This window comes from Paenibacillus sp. FSL R10-2782, assembly GCF_038592985.1.
GTDB lineage: Bacteria > Bacillota > Bacilli > Paenibacillales > Paenibacillaceae > Paenibacillus > Paenibacillus terrae_C.
In genome coordinates, this window is record NZ_CP151951.1 from 4,148,941 (window position 1) to 4,164,453 (window position 15,513).

Sequence of the window (15,513 nt, forward strand, 5' to 3'; positions counted from 1 at the left end):
AATTTCCGATTATCTTCTCAAACGAACAATTGCCTGCAAGCCTTTATCCGTATTACGCAGCTTTAAGCGGCCACTGATTGTTTTTAGATAGGCATCCATATGATACAGGCTGAACGTATGCTCCTGCGAATTTTGCGAATATTCAGGCTGAAAATAGCTCCAACGCATCTTGTCATCAATACCGCCGCCCGTATCCTCAATGGTAATAACGATTTCTCCTTCTTCCAGCCGCGAGCTGACCTTAAGCACTTGAGTCTGTCGCTTGGAGCGCAGACCCGTACGACCTCGCTCCTGAACCTCCGATAGCTCATCCACTTGTCCCATCGCCTTCACGGCATTTTCCAGCAGTCCCTGAATCGTCTTGTACAGCATTGGTGCTTGGGCTGCAATGGACGGAACAGGCTCTTGCCGCAAGATGACCTGAATTTCCTTCATGTTCATCGAACGGTTCGCCCATTTCAGCGACTCTGACAATACCACGTTCATATCCGTGAAGCTGATTCCGCTATTGTCGTGCATCTTCTCTTCCAGCTCATTACGCAAGGTGCGGACTCCGGTCAGCAGCCCTCCCAGTGAGGATTCCTGTTTGAGACGTCCCTGAATGAAATTTTCATTTAGCTCACGGAAATATTCCAATTCCTCATGGGATGCTCCCTTCCCCTGACTGGAAGCTGCTTCAAAGCGGTTCGCCAGATCATGATAAAAGCCTAACAGCTTCAAGTCATCTCCGCCAGTCAGGCGGGCAGTCTGCTCTTGCAACTCTTGTAGCCGCTGCTCAATCGTCTGCATTAACGGCAAGTAATACGTATCCTGCTGCTGACGCATATCTTCATCCCGCCGTTGGTCCCGCACCTGATTATTCACGAGCGTATCCTTCACGATCTGTTTGCGAAACTGTACGAGCATGGCCCATAGTATCAACAATAGCAGAGCCATGACCAGCCGCACCTTTTTGCGAAAAGAGCTAATTCGCTGGGCAGCGTCCTGATCAACATCCTCAACTGAAATGTAAAGAGCCTCTTCCCCAACGCGGCTGAACCCTATGCCATGTTTCACTCCCTGATCTTCAACAACACCCGTATTGCCCTCCAGCAACCTGCGGGTTACACCCGTAATGTCTGTCCGATTGATATCCGATGTGTTGAGGGAAGCTACGACCTTAAATTGATCATTATAAAATAAAGTCTCGTGCGGATTGATCGGTTTACTCTTGATGATACCGCTGAGCATACCGGAGTCAATGGTACGCACCATAAAGCCACCAGTCTGCGCCCCTTGAATCCTGCACACGATATACTGCGCAGGCTGATGATCCTCCGTCACAAAGGAGCTTACGGCACAGCCATTTTGCAGCAATTTAATTTGCTGTACCGCGCTTTTCATCTCACGGTTATCACGTCCGGCAATCACACGATACTGTTCATCCAGCACATAAAATGCCCCGCTTTTACGCTTAAAGCCCTCGGTATACTGACGTGTCCCCTGATTCAGTATATTTCTGCCGAGGCTGGAGGCCAGCTCATTCAGTTCAGCCTGCCATGCCGCGTAGTGCTCGGATATACGACTGGACAAATCCTGCACCTCATACCGGAGCTGCTCGTCCTGAATGTCCGCCAATTGACCGCTGAACTCCCGAACGATAAACCATTGAATCGCAATCGCCAGAAGCACGGTCGCGCCCAGAACAAGCAGGTACAGGATCAGCTTTTGCCAACCCGGTTTCAACAACGCCCATCGCTTCATGCTTCCCTGTCCCCTCCAGTCGGTTCAATTCGGCCCAGAATGGCCTGCATCAGACACTCCAGCTCGTAGCTGACCAGCGGCAGCCGTGCACACAGCAACCGGGGAGTCCGGCGCTGGAGTGCGGCAAACCTTGCAGCGGTTTCCGTTGCCCCATCCGTCAGCAGCAGCAACTCGCAGGTTTTTGCAATATATAAACGATCCAGCTCTTCTTCGCTGTACTCGCGCAGATCAACAATGTAAATATCATGACGATCGTCCATATGCTGAAGTGCGCTGGAGACGGTCAGGGTTACTCCTGCATGTCGTGCAGCATGGTACTGGTGAAGCAGACGCATTCCTTTTTCCCAGAGCGCATGTTCAGCCGAGTCGAATCGTTCACAAAAAAGACGCAACGCCCGTTCTGTATTGACATCTTTCAAAAATGCCAAAACGCTGATATTATACATGTAGTTCCTCATTTCTTACTTCATGATTGGAGTTGCGCAGTTCTTATGACACCCCAAAACATTCTATTTGTTGACGACAGTCCTATGGTTTTATCCCTGCTTGAACGGACATTGTCGGAAGAAAGGTTCACCTTACATACCGCTCATACCACCAAAGAAGCCTTGCAGGTGCTGGAGCAGCACCCGATTGATGTCGTGGTTTCCGATTTGCTTATGCCTGGTTTGGACGGAATTACCTTTCTTCGTATGATCAAGGAGGACTATCCCCATATCGTGCGGATCATTTTGTCAGGTCACCTGCATACGCAAACCATTTTATCCGCGATTAATCAAGTGGGCGTATTCCGCTTTTTGACGAAACCACTGGAGTTGGATGATGACACGCTGAAAACGATACTGTACGAGGCGCTTGATGAAGCCAAGCTCAATCGAACACATCTGAACACAGACCAGAGCATCGCTCCTGCCCTGTCGGTATTTATAGACAGCATTCTGAATGCTCCATACCGACCCTATGTGCTGCTGAATGAGCAAGATATCGTAACTGCTGTACACGTTGCACTGGCTGAACTGTATCCTGTAGGCAGCTCGCTTCGTCATCCTGCACAGGAAGGCATTCAGTTAACTGCACACTCACTGTATATACCGTATGATGAGTCGGAATCTTCCGATCCCGACCTGTACACGGTGGATACGCTGACCTTGGGCCGTTCATCCTTACGCCTTGTCCGCCTTAGCGAGATCGCCTGAGTGACGGCCGCCGCCCTTCAACACGGCGGCTGCCCCAATCACGGTCAGGCATGCATACATCCACAGCATCCCCGCCGTTAGCAGCGGGTGACGAATGTAGCTTTTCAGATTGCTCCATGTATATAGCACCGGACGGAAAAAGTACCACCGTTCCAGCGCCTTCCGCAATCCCCCCTCCTCAGACGACAGCGTACGATCCATCACCGAGAAGTAGTAAGCTTTTTTACGTAATACATCACGCAGATAGACTTGTTTTTCATCATGATATACACGGGTAAACACCGCCCGCCGGATGACTCCGCCAGACTCTATATAACGCAGGGTCGGCTGTATTTCTTCAAAAGCAATCTGCTCCGCGTTAAATCCGCCCGTCGATTCATAAGCGCTCATTCGCCAGAAGCGTGCCGCTTCAATCGAACGTTTTCCCAAGCTCTCACCCGCGTTGTTAATCACATTCCGCTCAAAGACTTTGACTTTGGAAAAAAAGTTGGCCGCCTCCGAATAGGCCTCCTCGGGAACGACCAATGCGCCGATGTCCTGATGATGGTCAAAAAAGTCGATGCTCTGCTGAATCAAATGCTCGGCTAAAATCATATCCGAATCCAATACAAGTATGTATTCGGCACCCAAACGTCCAGCTTCCTCAACCGCCTTGACTCTGGCAACTCCCCGCTCTCCATGAGGAAGCTCCAATATCGTTACGGGTACTGGACTCCCTGCGGCTAGGGTACGAATCGTCTCCACCGTCTGATCCTCCGAGCCGTCATCGGCAATCACGATATGCAGATCCTTGTAATTTTGCCACATACAGCTCCGCAAACAAGGCTCTATCGTCCGTTCATTGTTGTACGTGGAGAAGAGAATGACCACTTTGTCCACTCTGTTCCGCCTCCTTTACCCAATCTCCCATTAACTGCTCAAATGCAGCCGCCGTATGATCAAAATGAAATCCCAGCGCATACTGATACGCCCGCTCACGCATGGCCATATAGTCTTCACCGCCGTTGGCTGCTCTTTCCATTTGTTCAGATAATCCCCGGACGTCGCCGTGGAAGCACAGGTATCCGCTTTTCCCAAAATCCGTCGCATCCACCAGTCCGGGTGAATTACTGACGATGCTGGGAGTCCCCACAGCCGCTGCTTCAGTAATCGTCAAGCCCCAGCCTTCACGCAGGGAAGGGAATACGAGCGCGTGGGCGCGGCTCATCAGCTCCAGCTTATGCTCTGCTGAAACGAATCCGTAAAAGGTAATATCCGCTTGGGATTGTCCCTGTTCATCCGGTTCTCCGTAGGTCAATCCATACCGTTTCATAATCGGCAATAATTGTTCTGCCACATAGGTTTTATCGGTTTTTCCAGCGATCCATAACATAGCCTGCGGGAATTTTTTCTTAAGCTCTCCAAAAGCTTCAACCACCAGATCAATGCCTTTATATTTTACAAAGCGTCCGGCGTACATAAAGGTCGGATTGGACTCCTTGGTTAAAAATTGTTCCCGAGGCCAGTGTTCAAACTCGATGCCTTCAGGCAGTAGATGAACACGATCCGGGTGAAAGCCCAGCTTGAGCAGATCATAACGGGTAGATGGGGATACGGTAATTGTCCGATCCTTACGAGCAAGCTTGAGCATCAATGGCTCCAAGCGATATCCGATATGATTTAGCGGGAATCCAGCATTTTCAAACCATATTTCCCTTGTTAGCTGATGTATAAAGAAAATTCGCTTGGGCGCCTCCACCCAGAAACGGGTGAAAAACTGATGCGTGTTCGCCTGATTAATCACATAATCAATATACTTACGATGATGGCGATAATAGCGCATGGCATAATAAATAACGCTATAGATGTTTCCTTTTCGGATATACGTAATTCCGTCTATGATTTCTTCCTCGGGCATCCCCTCGAACCTGGGCGAAAAATGAATAAACTGAAAACGGTCTTGCTGCGAGCGTTTGAGCATTTCGTGGGTGAAAATTTCGGCTCCCCCGCTTTTAGGTGAACGAATGTCACGCCAGGAGAGCAACAGAACTACGGTTTTACCATCCTGTTCAGGCATTGTATTCACGGGTTGAATCCCCCCTTAGCTTTATTTTGAACAAATATACATAGGCATCTACCACAAAGTAGAAAGACATGGCGCCGTAAACAATCAATTCAGATAGCAGAAAGTCAGACGGGTTTTGATGCGCAATATGAAAGGCTGCCAATAAAGTTGCAGCTCCGGCCAGCAGCCCGAACATAAATTTGCGCCTGCCCACCAACACATGCACATGAACAAAGAACAGCACGATAGAAAACAGCCAATACACCCATCCCCCTAGCGGAATATAGGCTTCTGCCGACTGGTATGAAGACCCGAATAGTGCGGGAATAGAGGGCGGGAATACAAAGGTGGTGCCTACATATACACAGATCGCTGCAACAGCCATTAATCCGGCATAGACGGCAACCAGCTTGCCCAGGGCTTGGCGATCATGACCCTGCGCACCGAGCTTTGGTATAAAGGCGGCAATCAGGCTGTACGACACGTAATAGACCAACTGGCTATATTTCAGCGCAATCGCATAGCCACTGGCCTGTTCGGGAAAATAATGCTGCACATACAGCATGTCAATGGAAATGCAGAACAAAATAAATAAATTCGTAATAAGACTATCCGTAAAATCCTGGCCTAGTGATTTCCATAGCCCGGAAGGTATACGTTCCCTGGCATGACCGAGTAAGGATAAGCCTCGAACCGAAACAGCCCAGCCGTGAAGCAGCGACAGCAGCATTCCCCCACAGCTTGCCAGCAGCAAAGCCTCCAGTTTAAGCCCTGACGCAGCCAGTATAAAAAACAGGCTCAGCTTTCCTAAAACCTCAATGTAATAGTTGATATTGAGAGCCAGCATGCGTTCCCTGCCCTGTAAATCTCCACGGCACGAGCTGACGAGAATATGCAGCCCTACCAAGCCATACAGCATGAACAGCGGGCCAGAATCCACGCCTAATAGCGAGCGCAGCAGCGGATGAAACGCCAGCAAAATGACTATGGCAAGCGCGGTTAGCAACAGTGGTGCTTTTAGCAATAGGGAACCAAGTGGCAAGCTGCTCAATGGAAGCTTCTTGTCTCCCTTGGAGACCAGCTTGGCTGTTAATAGCTGAATGGACAGACCCAAAACGGACAAAAGTGCAAAGAGGGCCAGCAGCGCATTCGCCTGACCATAAGCTTGTCCGGTAAGATACCAGCTCGCTGCAATATGGAAGAAAAAATTAAAGCCGTTCAGCAGCACATTAAATAGAGGAAACATCAACGTTCGCAGGCGGTTTGTCACGTACTTATCTCACCCGCCGATCCAGTCGCCAAATATCAATGATGGAGCGCAAAAAACGAATAGAATCCTTCCAGACATGGATGTGCGATCCGTCCCGGTCAATACACTTGACAGGTAATTGCAGCACTCGAAGCTGGAGTCGCTTGGCGATAAACATCATTTCCAGATCCAGCGCCAGTCCGAGCTGTTCCTTCAAATGCGGGAACATCCTCTTCACAGCGACCGAACTCATCACTTTAAGCCCTGTTTGGGAATCTACCACGCCTGTCGGTAAAAACGGCCGCGAAATGACACGTTTGCCGAAACTGACTACAGATCGTAATAAGGAACGGTTTTCAGCCGTCATGTCCTTGGTTCCAATCACCACATCATAGTAGCCCTGCCGAACGACATTAATCATTTTGGCAATATCCTCAATAAAAAAGGAATCGTCCGCGTCCACAAATACATAGTAATCCGCGCCGATGGTACGCATCCCTTCCAGATACGTTCCTGCCTTGCGGGTATTGCGTCCCAGTTCCCTGGTTTGAAGCAGCGGACTCAGATTCTGATTAATCCGGTTCACGGACAGGTCTGTCGCTGCCTCCAGCGCTTTGATCAAGGCATTCGTCCCATCGTGACTGCCATCATCAATGAGATAAATGGAGCCCTCTACAATATGGCTGCGGATAAAGGCTTGCAGCCGTTCAGCAAACTTCTTGACATGCACAAAACGCTGCTCCTCGTTATACACAGACAAGATAAAAGCAATATGCCGACTTTTGGCTGAATACTCGGGATAGAGCAAGCTTTGAATTTCGGAAAGCAATTCTTCGTTGTCATGGGCTTGCCAAAACAGCAGGCGCAAACGGCCTATTCCGGTAATCTGCACCATATGCTGATCACTGAACGGATGCGATACATCCGTCACCAGCAACAGCGGCATCTGCGGAAATCGGCTACGAATCTGATTGGCTACCCATACAGCCTGTCCAGGCTCCCTGTAATCAATCAGGCAGCAGCATGCGTCTTCATAGACTGAAGTAGCCTCCTGATCCTCACACTGTATATACTCGTAAAAATAAATCACGTTGGGATAATCAATAGCCCTGTGGTTATCGCTAAAAATGGCTATAGGTCCCTGCACACAAACATCTCCTTTCCCTCCGGGTAGTTCTATTTTGTTGAAAAGGATTTAAAAATGTTCGCTTATAGGGATTAAACATAGCTGCAAATCCTTCATATTTTTTTAATAAAATAGCTCACACATCTTGATATATATGGATAATGTCGAAATGAGACTGATATTTCACATTTATCAGAAAACAAGTATTTAGACCTACTTTTCCCTGTAAAAATAAGTGTAAAAAGACCTTGTACCCCATTCTCATATATAGTTCTTTTTGATCAAAAACAGAATACATTATGGTTATTTTGTCATAGAAAACTAGGCGAATAAATCAGATTCACGCGTCCATACTATGGATAACATGTCATCTTTCATCACAAATGGTCATCAATACGAAGTGAAAGAAGGTTATTTCTATGGAAGCATTTTATGTGAATAAGGACGGGTCATTATCCACCCCGCTACGGGGTAAGGATGTATTAGCCAATCCTCTTTTGAACAAGGGGGTCGCTTTTACCGAAGAGGAACGCAAAGAACTGGGGCTTGAAGGAATTCTTCCGCCAACCATCCTTTCTCTGGAAAAACAGAGCGTTCGGGCGTACCAGCAATTTTTGGCACAACCGACCATGCTGCGCAAAAACGCTTCCCTAAACGACCTTCACAATCGAAATGTCGTGCTGTACTATCGGCTGCTAACCGACCATTTGAGTGAGATGCTGCCTGTAGTCTACACTCCTACGGTTGGGACCGCGATTCAGGAATATAGTCATGAGTATAATCGCCCCGGCGGCGTCTATTTGTCGATTGATAACCCGAACGGCATCGGACAAGCATTCTATAATTCTGGCCTGAGCGGTGAGGATGTAGATCTGATTGTCGTGACGGATTCCGAAAGTATTTTGGGGATTGGTGACTGGGGTGTGGGAGGCATTAATATTGCCATCGGCAAGCTGGCTGTATATACGGCTGCGGCAGGAATACACCCGGGGCGGGTGCTGCCGATTGTGCTGGATGTGGGCACGAACAATGAAAAACTGCTGAATGATCCGCTGTATATCGGAAACCGCCATAAACGGGTTCGCGGAGAGGCTTATAACCAGTTTATTGATACCTTTATCAGCAAAACGTTAGCTCAATTCCCAAAGGCGCTTTTGCATTGGGAAGACGTGGGTAGTGTGAATGCACGCCATATTATCGGAAAATACGGTCAAAGTATTCTCACGTTTAACGATGACATTCAGGGTACGGGAGCCGTAACCTTGGCTGCAATTCTTTCGGCGGTAGGCGTCACCAAGGTTCCGCTGCGTGAGCAACGAATACTGGTCTTCGGCCCGGGAGCAGCGGGAATCGGCAACGCCGACCAAATTCGCGGGGCCATGATCGTGGACGGCCTTGCAGAAAAGGATTCCTTCAAGTCCTTTTGGGCCTTTGATTATCGAGGTCTGCTAACGGACGATATGGAGGATGTATTGGATTATCAGAAGCCGTATGTGCGCAGCAAGGAAGAAGTCAGCTCCTGGACCCGGTCTGATGACGGCAAAATATCGCTGCTGGAGGTCATCCGACAGGTGAAGCCTACGATATTGATCGGAACTTCCGGTGTAGCGAGTGCCTTTACCGAAGAGATGATCAAGGAAATGGCCAAGCATGTGGAGCGTCCCATTATTATGCCGATGTCTAACCCTACGAACCTGGCGGAAGCCGTGCCGGAGGATTTGATTCGATGGACAGATGGCAAGGCCTTAATCGCTACCGGAAGCCCCTTTGAACCTGTTAGCTATAACGGAACGAAATTTGAAATTGGACAGGCGAATAACGCCTTTGTTTTTCCGGGGCTTGGTCTGGGCGCAATTGTGGTCCGAGCAAAAAGAATTACACCCGCCATGTTTACCGCTGCGGCAGACGCTGTTGCCAATGGGGTGGATACCGATCAACCCGGAGGCGCATTGCTTCCCAACATCCGAAAATTACGGGATGTATCGTTTGCCGTTGCTGTTGCAGTAGGAAAAGCTGCGATTCAGGATCAGGTGGCTCAGGCACGCATTTCAGATATCGAGCAAGCCGTTCGGGATGCGATGTGGAAGCCGGAATATGCGAAGGTAAAAGCAGTGGAAAACGTAATACACCACCCGCATTAAGAGGGCTTTCAGGAGGAACAATCCATGAGTGTCGGACATATCTTTTACATTTTGGTGCCTATTTTCTTCGTTATTATTTTAGGGTGGTTGGCAGGCCATTACAAAAGCTTCGATGCCTCTTCCTCGAAAGCCCTAAATTCACTGGTTACCAAATTTGCGCTACCCGCGCATTTATTTATCGGCATTACGACCACCAGCAGGAAATCTCTTATCGAGCAATGGCCTTTCTTGCTGGCTCTGTTCATCGGTATTGTCGGCTTTTATGCCGTCCTCCTGCTGGTGGGTCGGTTTGCGGTGAAGCAATCGGTAAAGGATGCATCCATGTTTGCTTTGAACTCGGCCCAGCCGACGTTTGCCTTTATGGGCATTCCGGTGCTGGGTGCCATCTACGGTTCCTCTGCTGTAGCTATCCCGATTGCGATTACGGGGATTGTAGTCAATGCTGTTCTTGATCCAGCGGCTACCATTATAGCTACCGTCGCCAGCCGGAACTCAGGCAAAGAGCGGAATGGTCACCTCGGAAAGCTTATTGGGGACTCCATTCTCCACGGTTTAAGAGAACCGCTGGCGCTGGTGCCGCTTATTGGTGTTATTTTGACCTTGTTCGGCTTCCACTCCCCGGATTTACTGAACAAATCGTTCAATCAAATCGGGGATATTACATCCGGGGCCGCTTTATTCGCGGTCGGTGTGACCATAGGTGTGCGCAATATCAGTTTCAGCATAACCGCCATTGCCATCGCGCTGTTAAAAACGGTAGTACAACCTCTATTGATGCTACTGCTTGCCTACCTGTGCGGTCTTTCGTCTGCCGATACGGTAAAAGCCGTATTGCTCGTTTCCTTCCCTGGCTCAGCCGTCGCTGCCATGATTGCTACGCGTTTTGAAAGTCTGGAATCGGAAACGGCCTCTGCTTTCGTCATTAGTGCGGTCATTTCTCTTGCTACACTGCCCGTGCTTATTTCACTGCTGGTGTGAATTCATGCGTATAGATAGAGCTGACTTTCTCCAGAAATAGATAAAGATACGTTATTCTTCAATTCCAAGCAATTCGGATACTTGCTTTCTATATCTCGTAGCCTTACGTGTCCCGTGAATGAGTTTGGACAATCTGGAGGCCGGAATATGATATGTAGTACAAAACGTTTTTTGATCCATTCTTTTCTCGATCAGTTTTTGTTTGATCTCCCACCCAAAAGGGGTTACAGCATTTCGTCGATTCAATTTTATTACCTCCAAGCCTGGTTTTTGAAATCATAGTATGATACAACACGTAATACACCCATTAACTTAATGCTCTGATTTGCCCGTTTGGTAATGATTCAGCAGATCATCCAGCTTCTTGGATTGTTCAATCACTTTGGGATGTGTTAAAAATCCGTACTTTTTCTGAACTTGATACAGTTTCCTCATGGCTCTCTCGACACGAAGTAAAGTCACACCTTGATTCATCAGCATGACCTCCTCCTATATGTCATATTTTATAATAAAAAGACTTTTTTGGATTTATGAATGATGATCCCAGCAAAAAAAGAGCAGTTCCAAAAGTTCGCATAAACTGGGAAGTCCCCAAGTTTTACGCAAAGGAACCTCCGTCTCCACTACTAAAGTGGGGACAGAGGTTCCTTTGGTTTGGATAACAACCCTTTTACAGTTTGATCTCTTTTCATAAATAATGAGAAAAAATCCCTTGATTTTTAATGCAATCAAGGGATAGACCGATTCATTTCTCTCGTTTTGACAATGCAAAATTGATTATCTCTCCAGTTACAGTTCCAGTCAAAATAATATAAAACATCATAGCATGAAACTTATACCCCAGTGCATAAAATATTCCCAAACCTATTGCATAGCCTAGCAAAATACTAGCATAACGTTTTAAAAATTTGTTCATGGAGTACATCCGATAGGGTATGGTTGCGAACTAAAGAACTTTGCAGAGTCAGTCGTACCAGTTACTTTGTTTCGTGATGCATCTTGATAGAACACCGTATGATTAGCGTAAGGGATAGCTTCACACTTTCTAGGATACGAATATTGATAAATAGTGTAATAAGATACGGTATTCAAACTTGCTCCAACGCCTATAATTGCAAGAATCGTTGATACAGGTGCTTTAGTAATAGTTGCTATTGCCGCTGCTGCATAAGTTATTCCTACGTTCACCCAATCATAGGAGTAATCAAACTTGCCTACAAAGGTTCCACCTGAAGGAACAGCATTTAACGAAAAATCAGAACGGCTCTCTTTAACATTAAAGTTCTCCTGTTTTACACCGTCAATCAGCAAAGTTTGATCTTGTGGGAAATACTCAATTTTAGTTGTTTTTCCATTCTCAACAACAGTCGTTATTCTATGATTGCCATCATTAAAGTTTGTTGTTACAGTGGCCTCTCCACGATCAGTCTGAATAACTTCTATTTGAACTAGGTTTACCTCTGGCTTAGTGACTTGTTCAGCATTACTCACCGAAGGTAAAACAGTCGCGCAGAGTAATACTGATGCCAATAAAGGAACGAACACTTTCTTGAAAATTTTCATAATAATTCTTCTCCTATACAAATATTTCAAACAGTTAAAAATATTACACTTTGTATAGTGAGAAGTAAGGGGAATTTTGTCGAACATTAAATCAATTAAAAAAGTCAACCTCATTTTAGAAAAAGTATTTAATTAACAATAAATTAAACTTACGTTCTGTTCGGATACTCTTCCAGCTTATGACCTACCCAACTACCAGCTCCTCAGTTATCACTAGGGGTTATGTAGCGAATCTACTTACTTCCTTAAGATAAGATGGTTATGATTGATTTAGGCACAGATAGAACTATTGATTCATATAAGCTTAAAAGTGATTCAAAGAATATGAGAATAAGCTTTTATAATCGGGGTGTAGGTTATGAAGGTGCATTTGCAACGAATGTAGGGGATGGAGATCTCAAAACGCTTCCTGATGAAAAAAAGTTTATAATGTAATCGAACCAACATAACTAACTGGTGAGCGCGCTGTTCTGACTGTAACAATGGACAATGGATTTGATAATTCCTTTAATTACTGTGATTAACAACGACGAATAATGGAGGAAGAATGAAAAGAAAGTGGTATTTAAGACCAATGGTCATAATTTTAATGATCATTATAACCCCGCCGATAGGCTATTTGAATGTATTCTTCAATAGGAAGAAATTTGAACCCAATGAACGATTAGGCTATCTGGCAATAACTACAGTATTTGCTGCCCTATGGTTAACTAAATTTCTACCGCATTCATGGCGAATTCTCGCTATAATAGTTGTTGCACTTATCGGGATATTCATATTCAGAAAAAAGTAAATAATAAAATAAATCCCCGTTACCTTAATTGGTTGGCGGGGATTTTTTTGTTCCTATCCGTTTAAGAACCTCCAATTTGCACTTGAGGCTGAATTTTTTGATTATCGCTATGCGATAGAACAGGCATAGCTAAGATAAACAAAAAGCTAGTTGTGATGACCAGTAGAACTACTTTTTTCAACATTGCTTACCCACACCTTTTCAATAAGATTGAAATACTCCGCTTTGGTTTCAGGAACCGCATGGACTTGGAAACGAACAAACAATCCCATACAATTTATAAAATATGTCTCATTATTTAGTATATTCGCTTTTATCGATGCATTCTTCAAATGTTTAAAGCCATTACTGTACATCCCTTGGTTTAAATAATAGTGAGCCAGTTCGTAGCCAAACCACGCGAAATAATCTGGCATCACTTGCTGAGAATACATATCATTAGATGCTGGCAATAGATCAAAAGAATCAATTTCCAATTTGAACCGCTGGAGTATATCATCTACATTCAGTTGATATCGATTAGCCGCTATCATAACGTTTAACAGCTTTGAGAGTTTTTCATTTTCGGCTGTGACTGAAGCTGCTGCAATATACTCAACATAATCCAGAAGCACACTTATATCTCCAGACAGGAGTTTATTTACATAGGTATTACCTTCTGCCCAATGTTGATACAGTTTGATCCAATGCAGGGTATCCTCGTCCGTCTCTTTGACCCAATCTAAATTAGCGTAGGCGTATGTATAATCTAGAGCTTGTTGATAATCGCCTTGGGCTTCACAAACACCTGCACACAACAAATCGGCATAGGTGATGTACACAAACATGGGACGACTCAGCCTTCTATCAGGCTCCACGCGCTTTTGCTTCTTCTGCTGATGTTTCAAAGTATATTGGATTTCCGCTTTATCTCTCATTTTTCTAGCCGTTTCATCCAGCTTGTCCCATTCACGCAATGAACGATACACATTCGCCAAATCTTTCAACGCATCAAGCTGGTCTATTTCATCCAGACGTTCGACAAAGGGCTCAAATAGCGTAGCTGCCCTGAGATTTCGGTTTTGATCGTCTCCAACCTGAATCGTAAACATACGATACTGACAGATGGCCAAGCGTTCAGAATGCTGGTACTTCTCTCCTTCCGCAACCCCCTCATAGAGCAACAACGCAGCAGCATGTCGACCTTGTGCGAATAATATTTCCGCTGTATCAAATAGCTTCGGGGAATATAGCAGCTTGTCCATGATATGACCAACTACACGCTGAATCGCTTCCAGCTTATCCAGCTCAGCACAGCGATACAATACTGGCTCAATTCGCCGCCAATCCGGGGAACGTTCGATAATGTAATGATCTATGTATCGTTCGTAAAAAGAGCCTTCTGGTAATCCCATAGCCAGCGTCATTCGATCAAGCTGATGTATAGCAACAGGACGATGCTTAAGAATCCAAATTTTATAAACTTATCTCATATAATTGTCCAAATATTGGCATGTGTCAATATGCTTTTTCTCTATATTCGCATATCAACTCAAAGCTCTTTCCCAAAATCAGGTGGTCGCTCTCTCCACTAATCTAAACTCCAAATGATGCAGCGCTTCCTCTAGTCCTTCAAGGGTGTTGCGAATCATGATGAACGCGTTCTCAGCCTGTTTATCAATCGGGTAATGAATCGTTGTTAAATCAAGCAAATGCGAAATTTCTGTGTTATCAAAGCCGACCACCGCAAATTGATCCGGCACAGAAACGTCGAGCCTGCGTGCTTCGGTCAGCAGCCCTGCTGCCAAATAATCTGTAGAACAAGCAAACGCATCCGGCTTGTTAGGTTGTTCTACCCACCAGTGAGCGATTTGTTCACCCTCTGCTATTGAATTTAAACCATAAAAATGCGGGAAGGCCTCAGCGTCCAGATCATATTTTTCACAAAAATCATGATAGGCCCGAATGCGTTCCTTCGTATTAAGTCCCCGCATATTGCCATACACGTTTACAATTTTCCGGTATCCTCGGGAATACAAATGCTCCAGCGCCAGCGTATAGCCCTGATACTGATCCATGAATACAGACGGGATTGCCTCTATGGTCACACGCTGCCATGTCACAATCGGACCGTATTTTGTATAATGCTCGATCACACTCCACTCATTGACGCGAATCATACAAACCAAGGCATCCAACTGCTTTCTCCGCAACATTTCCAGTGCTTCAAGCTCCCGCTCCTTATCCCCATTCGTAATAAAAAGCGCTATATTAAAACCATGCTCCTGAGCATACATCGTAAAACCACGCACAAATAAATTTAATGAATCATTAAATGAAACTGAAACAATTCCAATGAGCTTTGTCATGCCTGTTTTTAAAGAAATCGCATTCAAATTAGGAACGTAATCCAGTCGGTTTATGACCTCCTGCACACGCTGTCTTGTCGGTTCACTCACATACGGGTGGTTATTAATGACACGGGACACCGTTGCCGAGGATACACCCGCAAGCTTTGCAATCTCATGAATATTCGCCATAGTCCTCACCTCGTTCTTTCTATTTTAGCATGTTCGTGTCCCTCGTCCTATAATGTCATCCTTTCAAAATAAGTTTTTTAAAAGCTCTTGACCTGTAATGCATTACAGAGATTACAGTGAAACAGAAGCTTGAGAAAGCGGTTTAAAAAAATGTACTCAGG

Annotated in this window: 15 protein-coding genes and 1 pseudogene; 4 read left to right on the forward strand and 12 right to left on the reverse strand. The window is 45.8% G+C overall.

Annotated elements, in window-relative coordinates; genetic code table 11:
* Nucleotides 1–9 precede the first annotated feature (9 nt).
* Nucleotides 10–1,743: an ATP-binding protein gene (locus tag NST83_RS18725; protein ID WP_342415241.1), complete on the reverse strand. Its 1,734-nt coding sequence runs from the start codon at nucleotides 1,741–1,743 to the stop codon at nucleotides 10–12.
* Nucleotides 1,740–2,189 (reverse strand): hypothetical protein, encoded by a 450-nt coding sequence (locus NST83_RS18730; protein WP_342415242.1) that lies wholly within the window; start codon nucleotides 2,187–2,189, stop codon nucleotides 1,740–1,742. Before NST83_RS18730 ends, NST83_RS18725 begins: the two co-directional genes overlap by 4 nt.
* Nucleotides 2,190–2,234: 45 nt before the next feature.
* Here NST83_RS18730 and NST83_RS18735 point away from each other — a divergent pair, with 45 nt between their 5' ends.
* On the forward strand, nucleotides 2,235–2,939 hold the full coding sequence (locus NST83_RS18735; protein WP_137060001.1) for a response regulator: 705 nt from the start codon (nucleotides 2,235–2,237) through the stop codon (nucleotides 2,937–2,939).
* Here NST83_RS18735 and NST83_RS18740 read toward each other — a convergent pair.
* Genes NST83_RS18740 through NST83_RS18755 form a run of 4 tightly spaced genes read right to left on the reverse strand, consistent with a single transcriptional unit; the run spans nucleotide 2,907 to nucleotide 7,379 of the window.
* On the reverse strand, nucleotides 2,907–3,818 hold the full coding sequence (locus NST83_RS18740) for a glycosyltransferase family 2 protein (protein ID WP_342415243.1): 912 nt from the start codon (nucleotides 3,816–3,818) through the stop codon (nucleotides 2,907–2,909). The two genes, NST83_RS18735 and NST83_RS18740, sit on opposite strands and share 33 nt — an antisense overlap.
* On the reverse strand, nucleotides 3,778–5,004 hold the full coding sequence (locus tag NST83_RS18745) for a glycosyltransferase family 4 protein (RefSeq protein ID WP_342415244.1): 1,227 nt from the start codon (nucleotides 5,002–5,004) through the stop codon (nucleotides 3,778–3,780). The genes NST83_RS18740 and NST83_RS18745 overlap by 41 nt, the downstream gene beginning before the upstream one ends.
* Nucleotides 4,988–6,253, reverse strand: a complete 1,266-nt coding sequence (locus NST83_RS18750; RefSeq protein WP_342415245.1) for a transporter — start codon at nucleotides 6,251–6,253, stop codon at nucleotides 4,988–4,990. The genes NST83_RS18745 and NST83_RS18750 overlap by 17 nt, the downstream gene beginning before the upstream one ends.
* A 4-nt stretch (nucleotides 6,254–6,257) precedes the next feature.
* Complete coding sequence (locus tag NST83_RS18755; protein ID WP_342415246.1) at nucleotides 6,258–7,379, reverse strand: glycosyltransferase family 2 protein; 1,122 nt, start codon at nucleotides 7,377–7,379, stop codon at nucleotides 6,258–6,260.
* Between the two features lie 398 nt (nucleotides 7,380–7,777).
* On the opposite strand from NST83_RS18755, the gene NST83_RS18760 reads away from it, so the two are divergent.
* Nucleotides 7,778–9,499 (forward strand): NAD-dependent malic enzyme, encoded by a 1,722-nt coding sequence (locus NST83_RS18760; RefSeq protein WP_342415247.1) that lies wholly within the window; start codon nucleotides 7,778–7,780, stop codon nucleotides 9,497–9,499.
* Between the two features lie 24 nt (nucleotides 9,500–9,523).
* Entirely contained in the window at nucleotides 9,524–10,477 is a 954-nt protein-coding gene (locus tag NST83_RS18765) for an AEC family transporter (protein ID WP_342415248.1), read from the forward strand.
* Between the two features lie 51 nt (nucleotides 10,478–10,528).
* On the opposite strand, the gene NST83_RS18770 is transcribed toward NST83_RS18765, so the two are convergent.
* The 4 genes from NST83_RS18770 to NST83_RS18785 form a co-directional block, all read right to left on the reverse strand.
* A complete protein-coding gene (locus NST83_RS18770) occupies nucleotides 10,529–10,723 on the reverse strand; it encodes an XRE family transcriptional regulator (protein WP_342415249.1) in 195 nt (64 codons plus the stop codon).
* Nucleotides 10,724–10,789: 66 nt separating this feature from the next.
* Nucleotides 10,790–10,957 carry an aspartyl-phosphate phosphatase Spo0E family protein gene (locus NST83_RS18775; protein ID WP_342415250.1) on the reverse strand — a complete coding sequence of 56 codons (168 nt, stop codon included), beginning with the start codon at nucleotides 10,955–10,957 and terminating at the stop codon, nucleotides 10,790–10,792.
* A gap of 265 nt (nucleotides 10,958–11,222) precedes the next feature.
* Entirely contained in the window at nucleotides 11,223–11,393 is a 171-nt protein-coding gene (locus NST83_RS18780) for a hypothetical protein (protein WP_342415251.1), read from the reverse strand.
* A complete protein-coding gene (locus tag NST83_RS18785) occupies nucleotides 11,390–12,040 on the reverse strand; it encodes a hypothetical protein (protein WP_342415252.1) in 651 nt (216 codons plus the stop codon). Before NST83_RS18785 ends, NST83_RS18780 begins: the two co-directional genes overlap by 4 nt.
* A gap of 261 nt (nucleotides 12,041–12,301) precedes the next feature.
* Between NST83_RS18785 and NST83_RS18790 the strand changes: the two genes are divergently transcribed.
* Nucleotides 12,302–12,475 carry a hypothetical protein gene (locus tag NST83_RS18790; protein ID WP_161797157.1) on the forward strand — a complete coding sequence of 58 codons (174 nt, stop codon included), beginning with the start codon at nucleotides 12,302–12,304 and terminating at the stop codon, nucleotides 12,473–12,475.
* A 504-nt stretch (nucleotides 12,476–12,979) separates the two neighbouring features.
* Here NST83_RS18790 and NST83_RS18795 read toward each other — a convergent pair.
* Nucleotides 12,980–14,272: pseudogene (locus NST83_RS18795) on the reverse strand (transcriptional regulator); the annotation flags it as partial.
* A gap of 111 nt (nucleotides 14,273–14,383) precedes the next feature.
* The gene (locus NST83_RS18800) at nucleotides 14,384–15,352 is read right to left on the reverse strand and encodes a LacI family DNA-binding transcriptional regulator (protein ID WP_342415253.1); all 969 of its coding nucleotides are present in this window, start codon (nucleotides 15,350–15,352) and stop codon (nucleotides 14,384–14,386) included.
* Nucleotides 15,353–15,513 lie beyond the last annotated feature (161 nt).

Bases quoted from the DNA above. Each gene is read 5' to 3' on its own strand.
- NST83_RS18725 (WP_342415241.1), bottom strand. From the start codon at position 1,743: ATGAAGCGATGGGCGTTGTTGAAACCGGGTTGGCAAAAGCTGATCCTG.
- NST83_RS18730 (WP_342415242.1), bottom strand. From the start codon at position 2,189: ATGTATAATATCAGCGTTTTGGCATTTTTGAAAGATGTCAATACAGAA.
- NST83_RS18735 (WP_137060001.1), top strand. From the start codon at position 2,235: ATGACACCCCAAAACATTCTATTTGTTGACGACAGTCCTATGGTTTTA.
- NST83_RS18760 (WP_342415247.1), top strand. From the start codon at position 7,778: ATGGAAGCATTTTATGTGAATAAGGACGGGTCATTATCCACCCCGCTA.
- NST83_RS18765 (WP_342415248.1), top strand. From the start codon at position 9,524: ATGAGTGTCGGACATATCTTTTACATTTTGGTGCCTATTTTCTTCGTT.
- NST83_RS18775 (WP_342415250.1), bottom strand. From the start codon at position 10,957: ATGCTGATGAATCAAGGTGTGACTTTACTTCGTGTCGAGAGAGCCATG.
- NST83_RS18780 (WP_342415251.1), bottom strand. From the start codon at position 11,393: ATGAACAAATTTTTAAAACGTTATGCTAGTATTTTGCTAGGCTATGCA.
- NST83_RS18785 (WP_342415252.1), bottom strand. From the start codon at position 12,040: ATGAAAATTTTCAAGAAAGTGTTCGTTCCTTTATTGGCATCAGTATTA.
- NST83_RS18790 (WP_161797157.1), top strand. From the start codon at position 12,302: ATGATTGATTTAGGCACAGATAGAACTATTGATTCATATAAGCTTAAA.
- NST83_RS18800 (WP_342415253.1), bottom strand. From the start codon at position 15,352: ATGGCGAATATTCATGAGATTGCAAAGCTTGCGGGTGTATCCTCGGCA.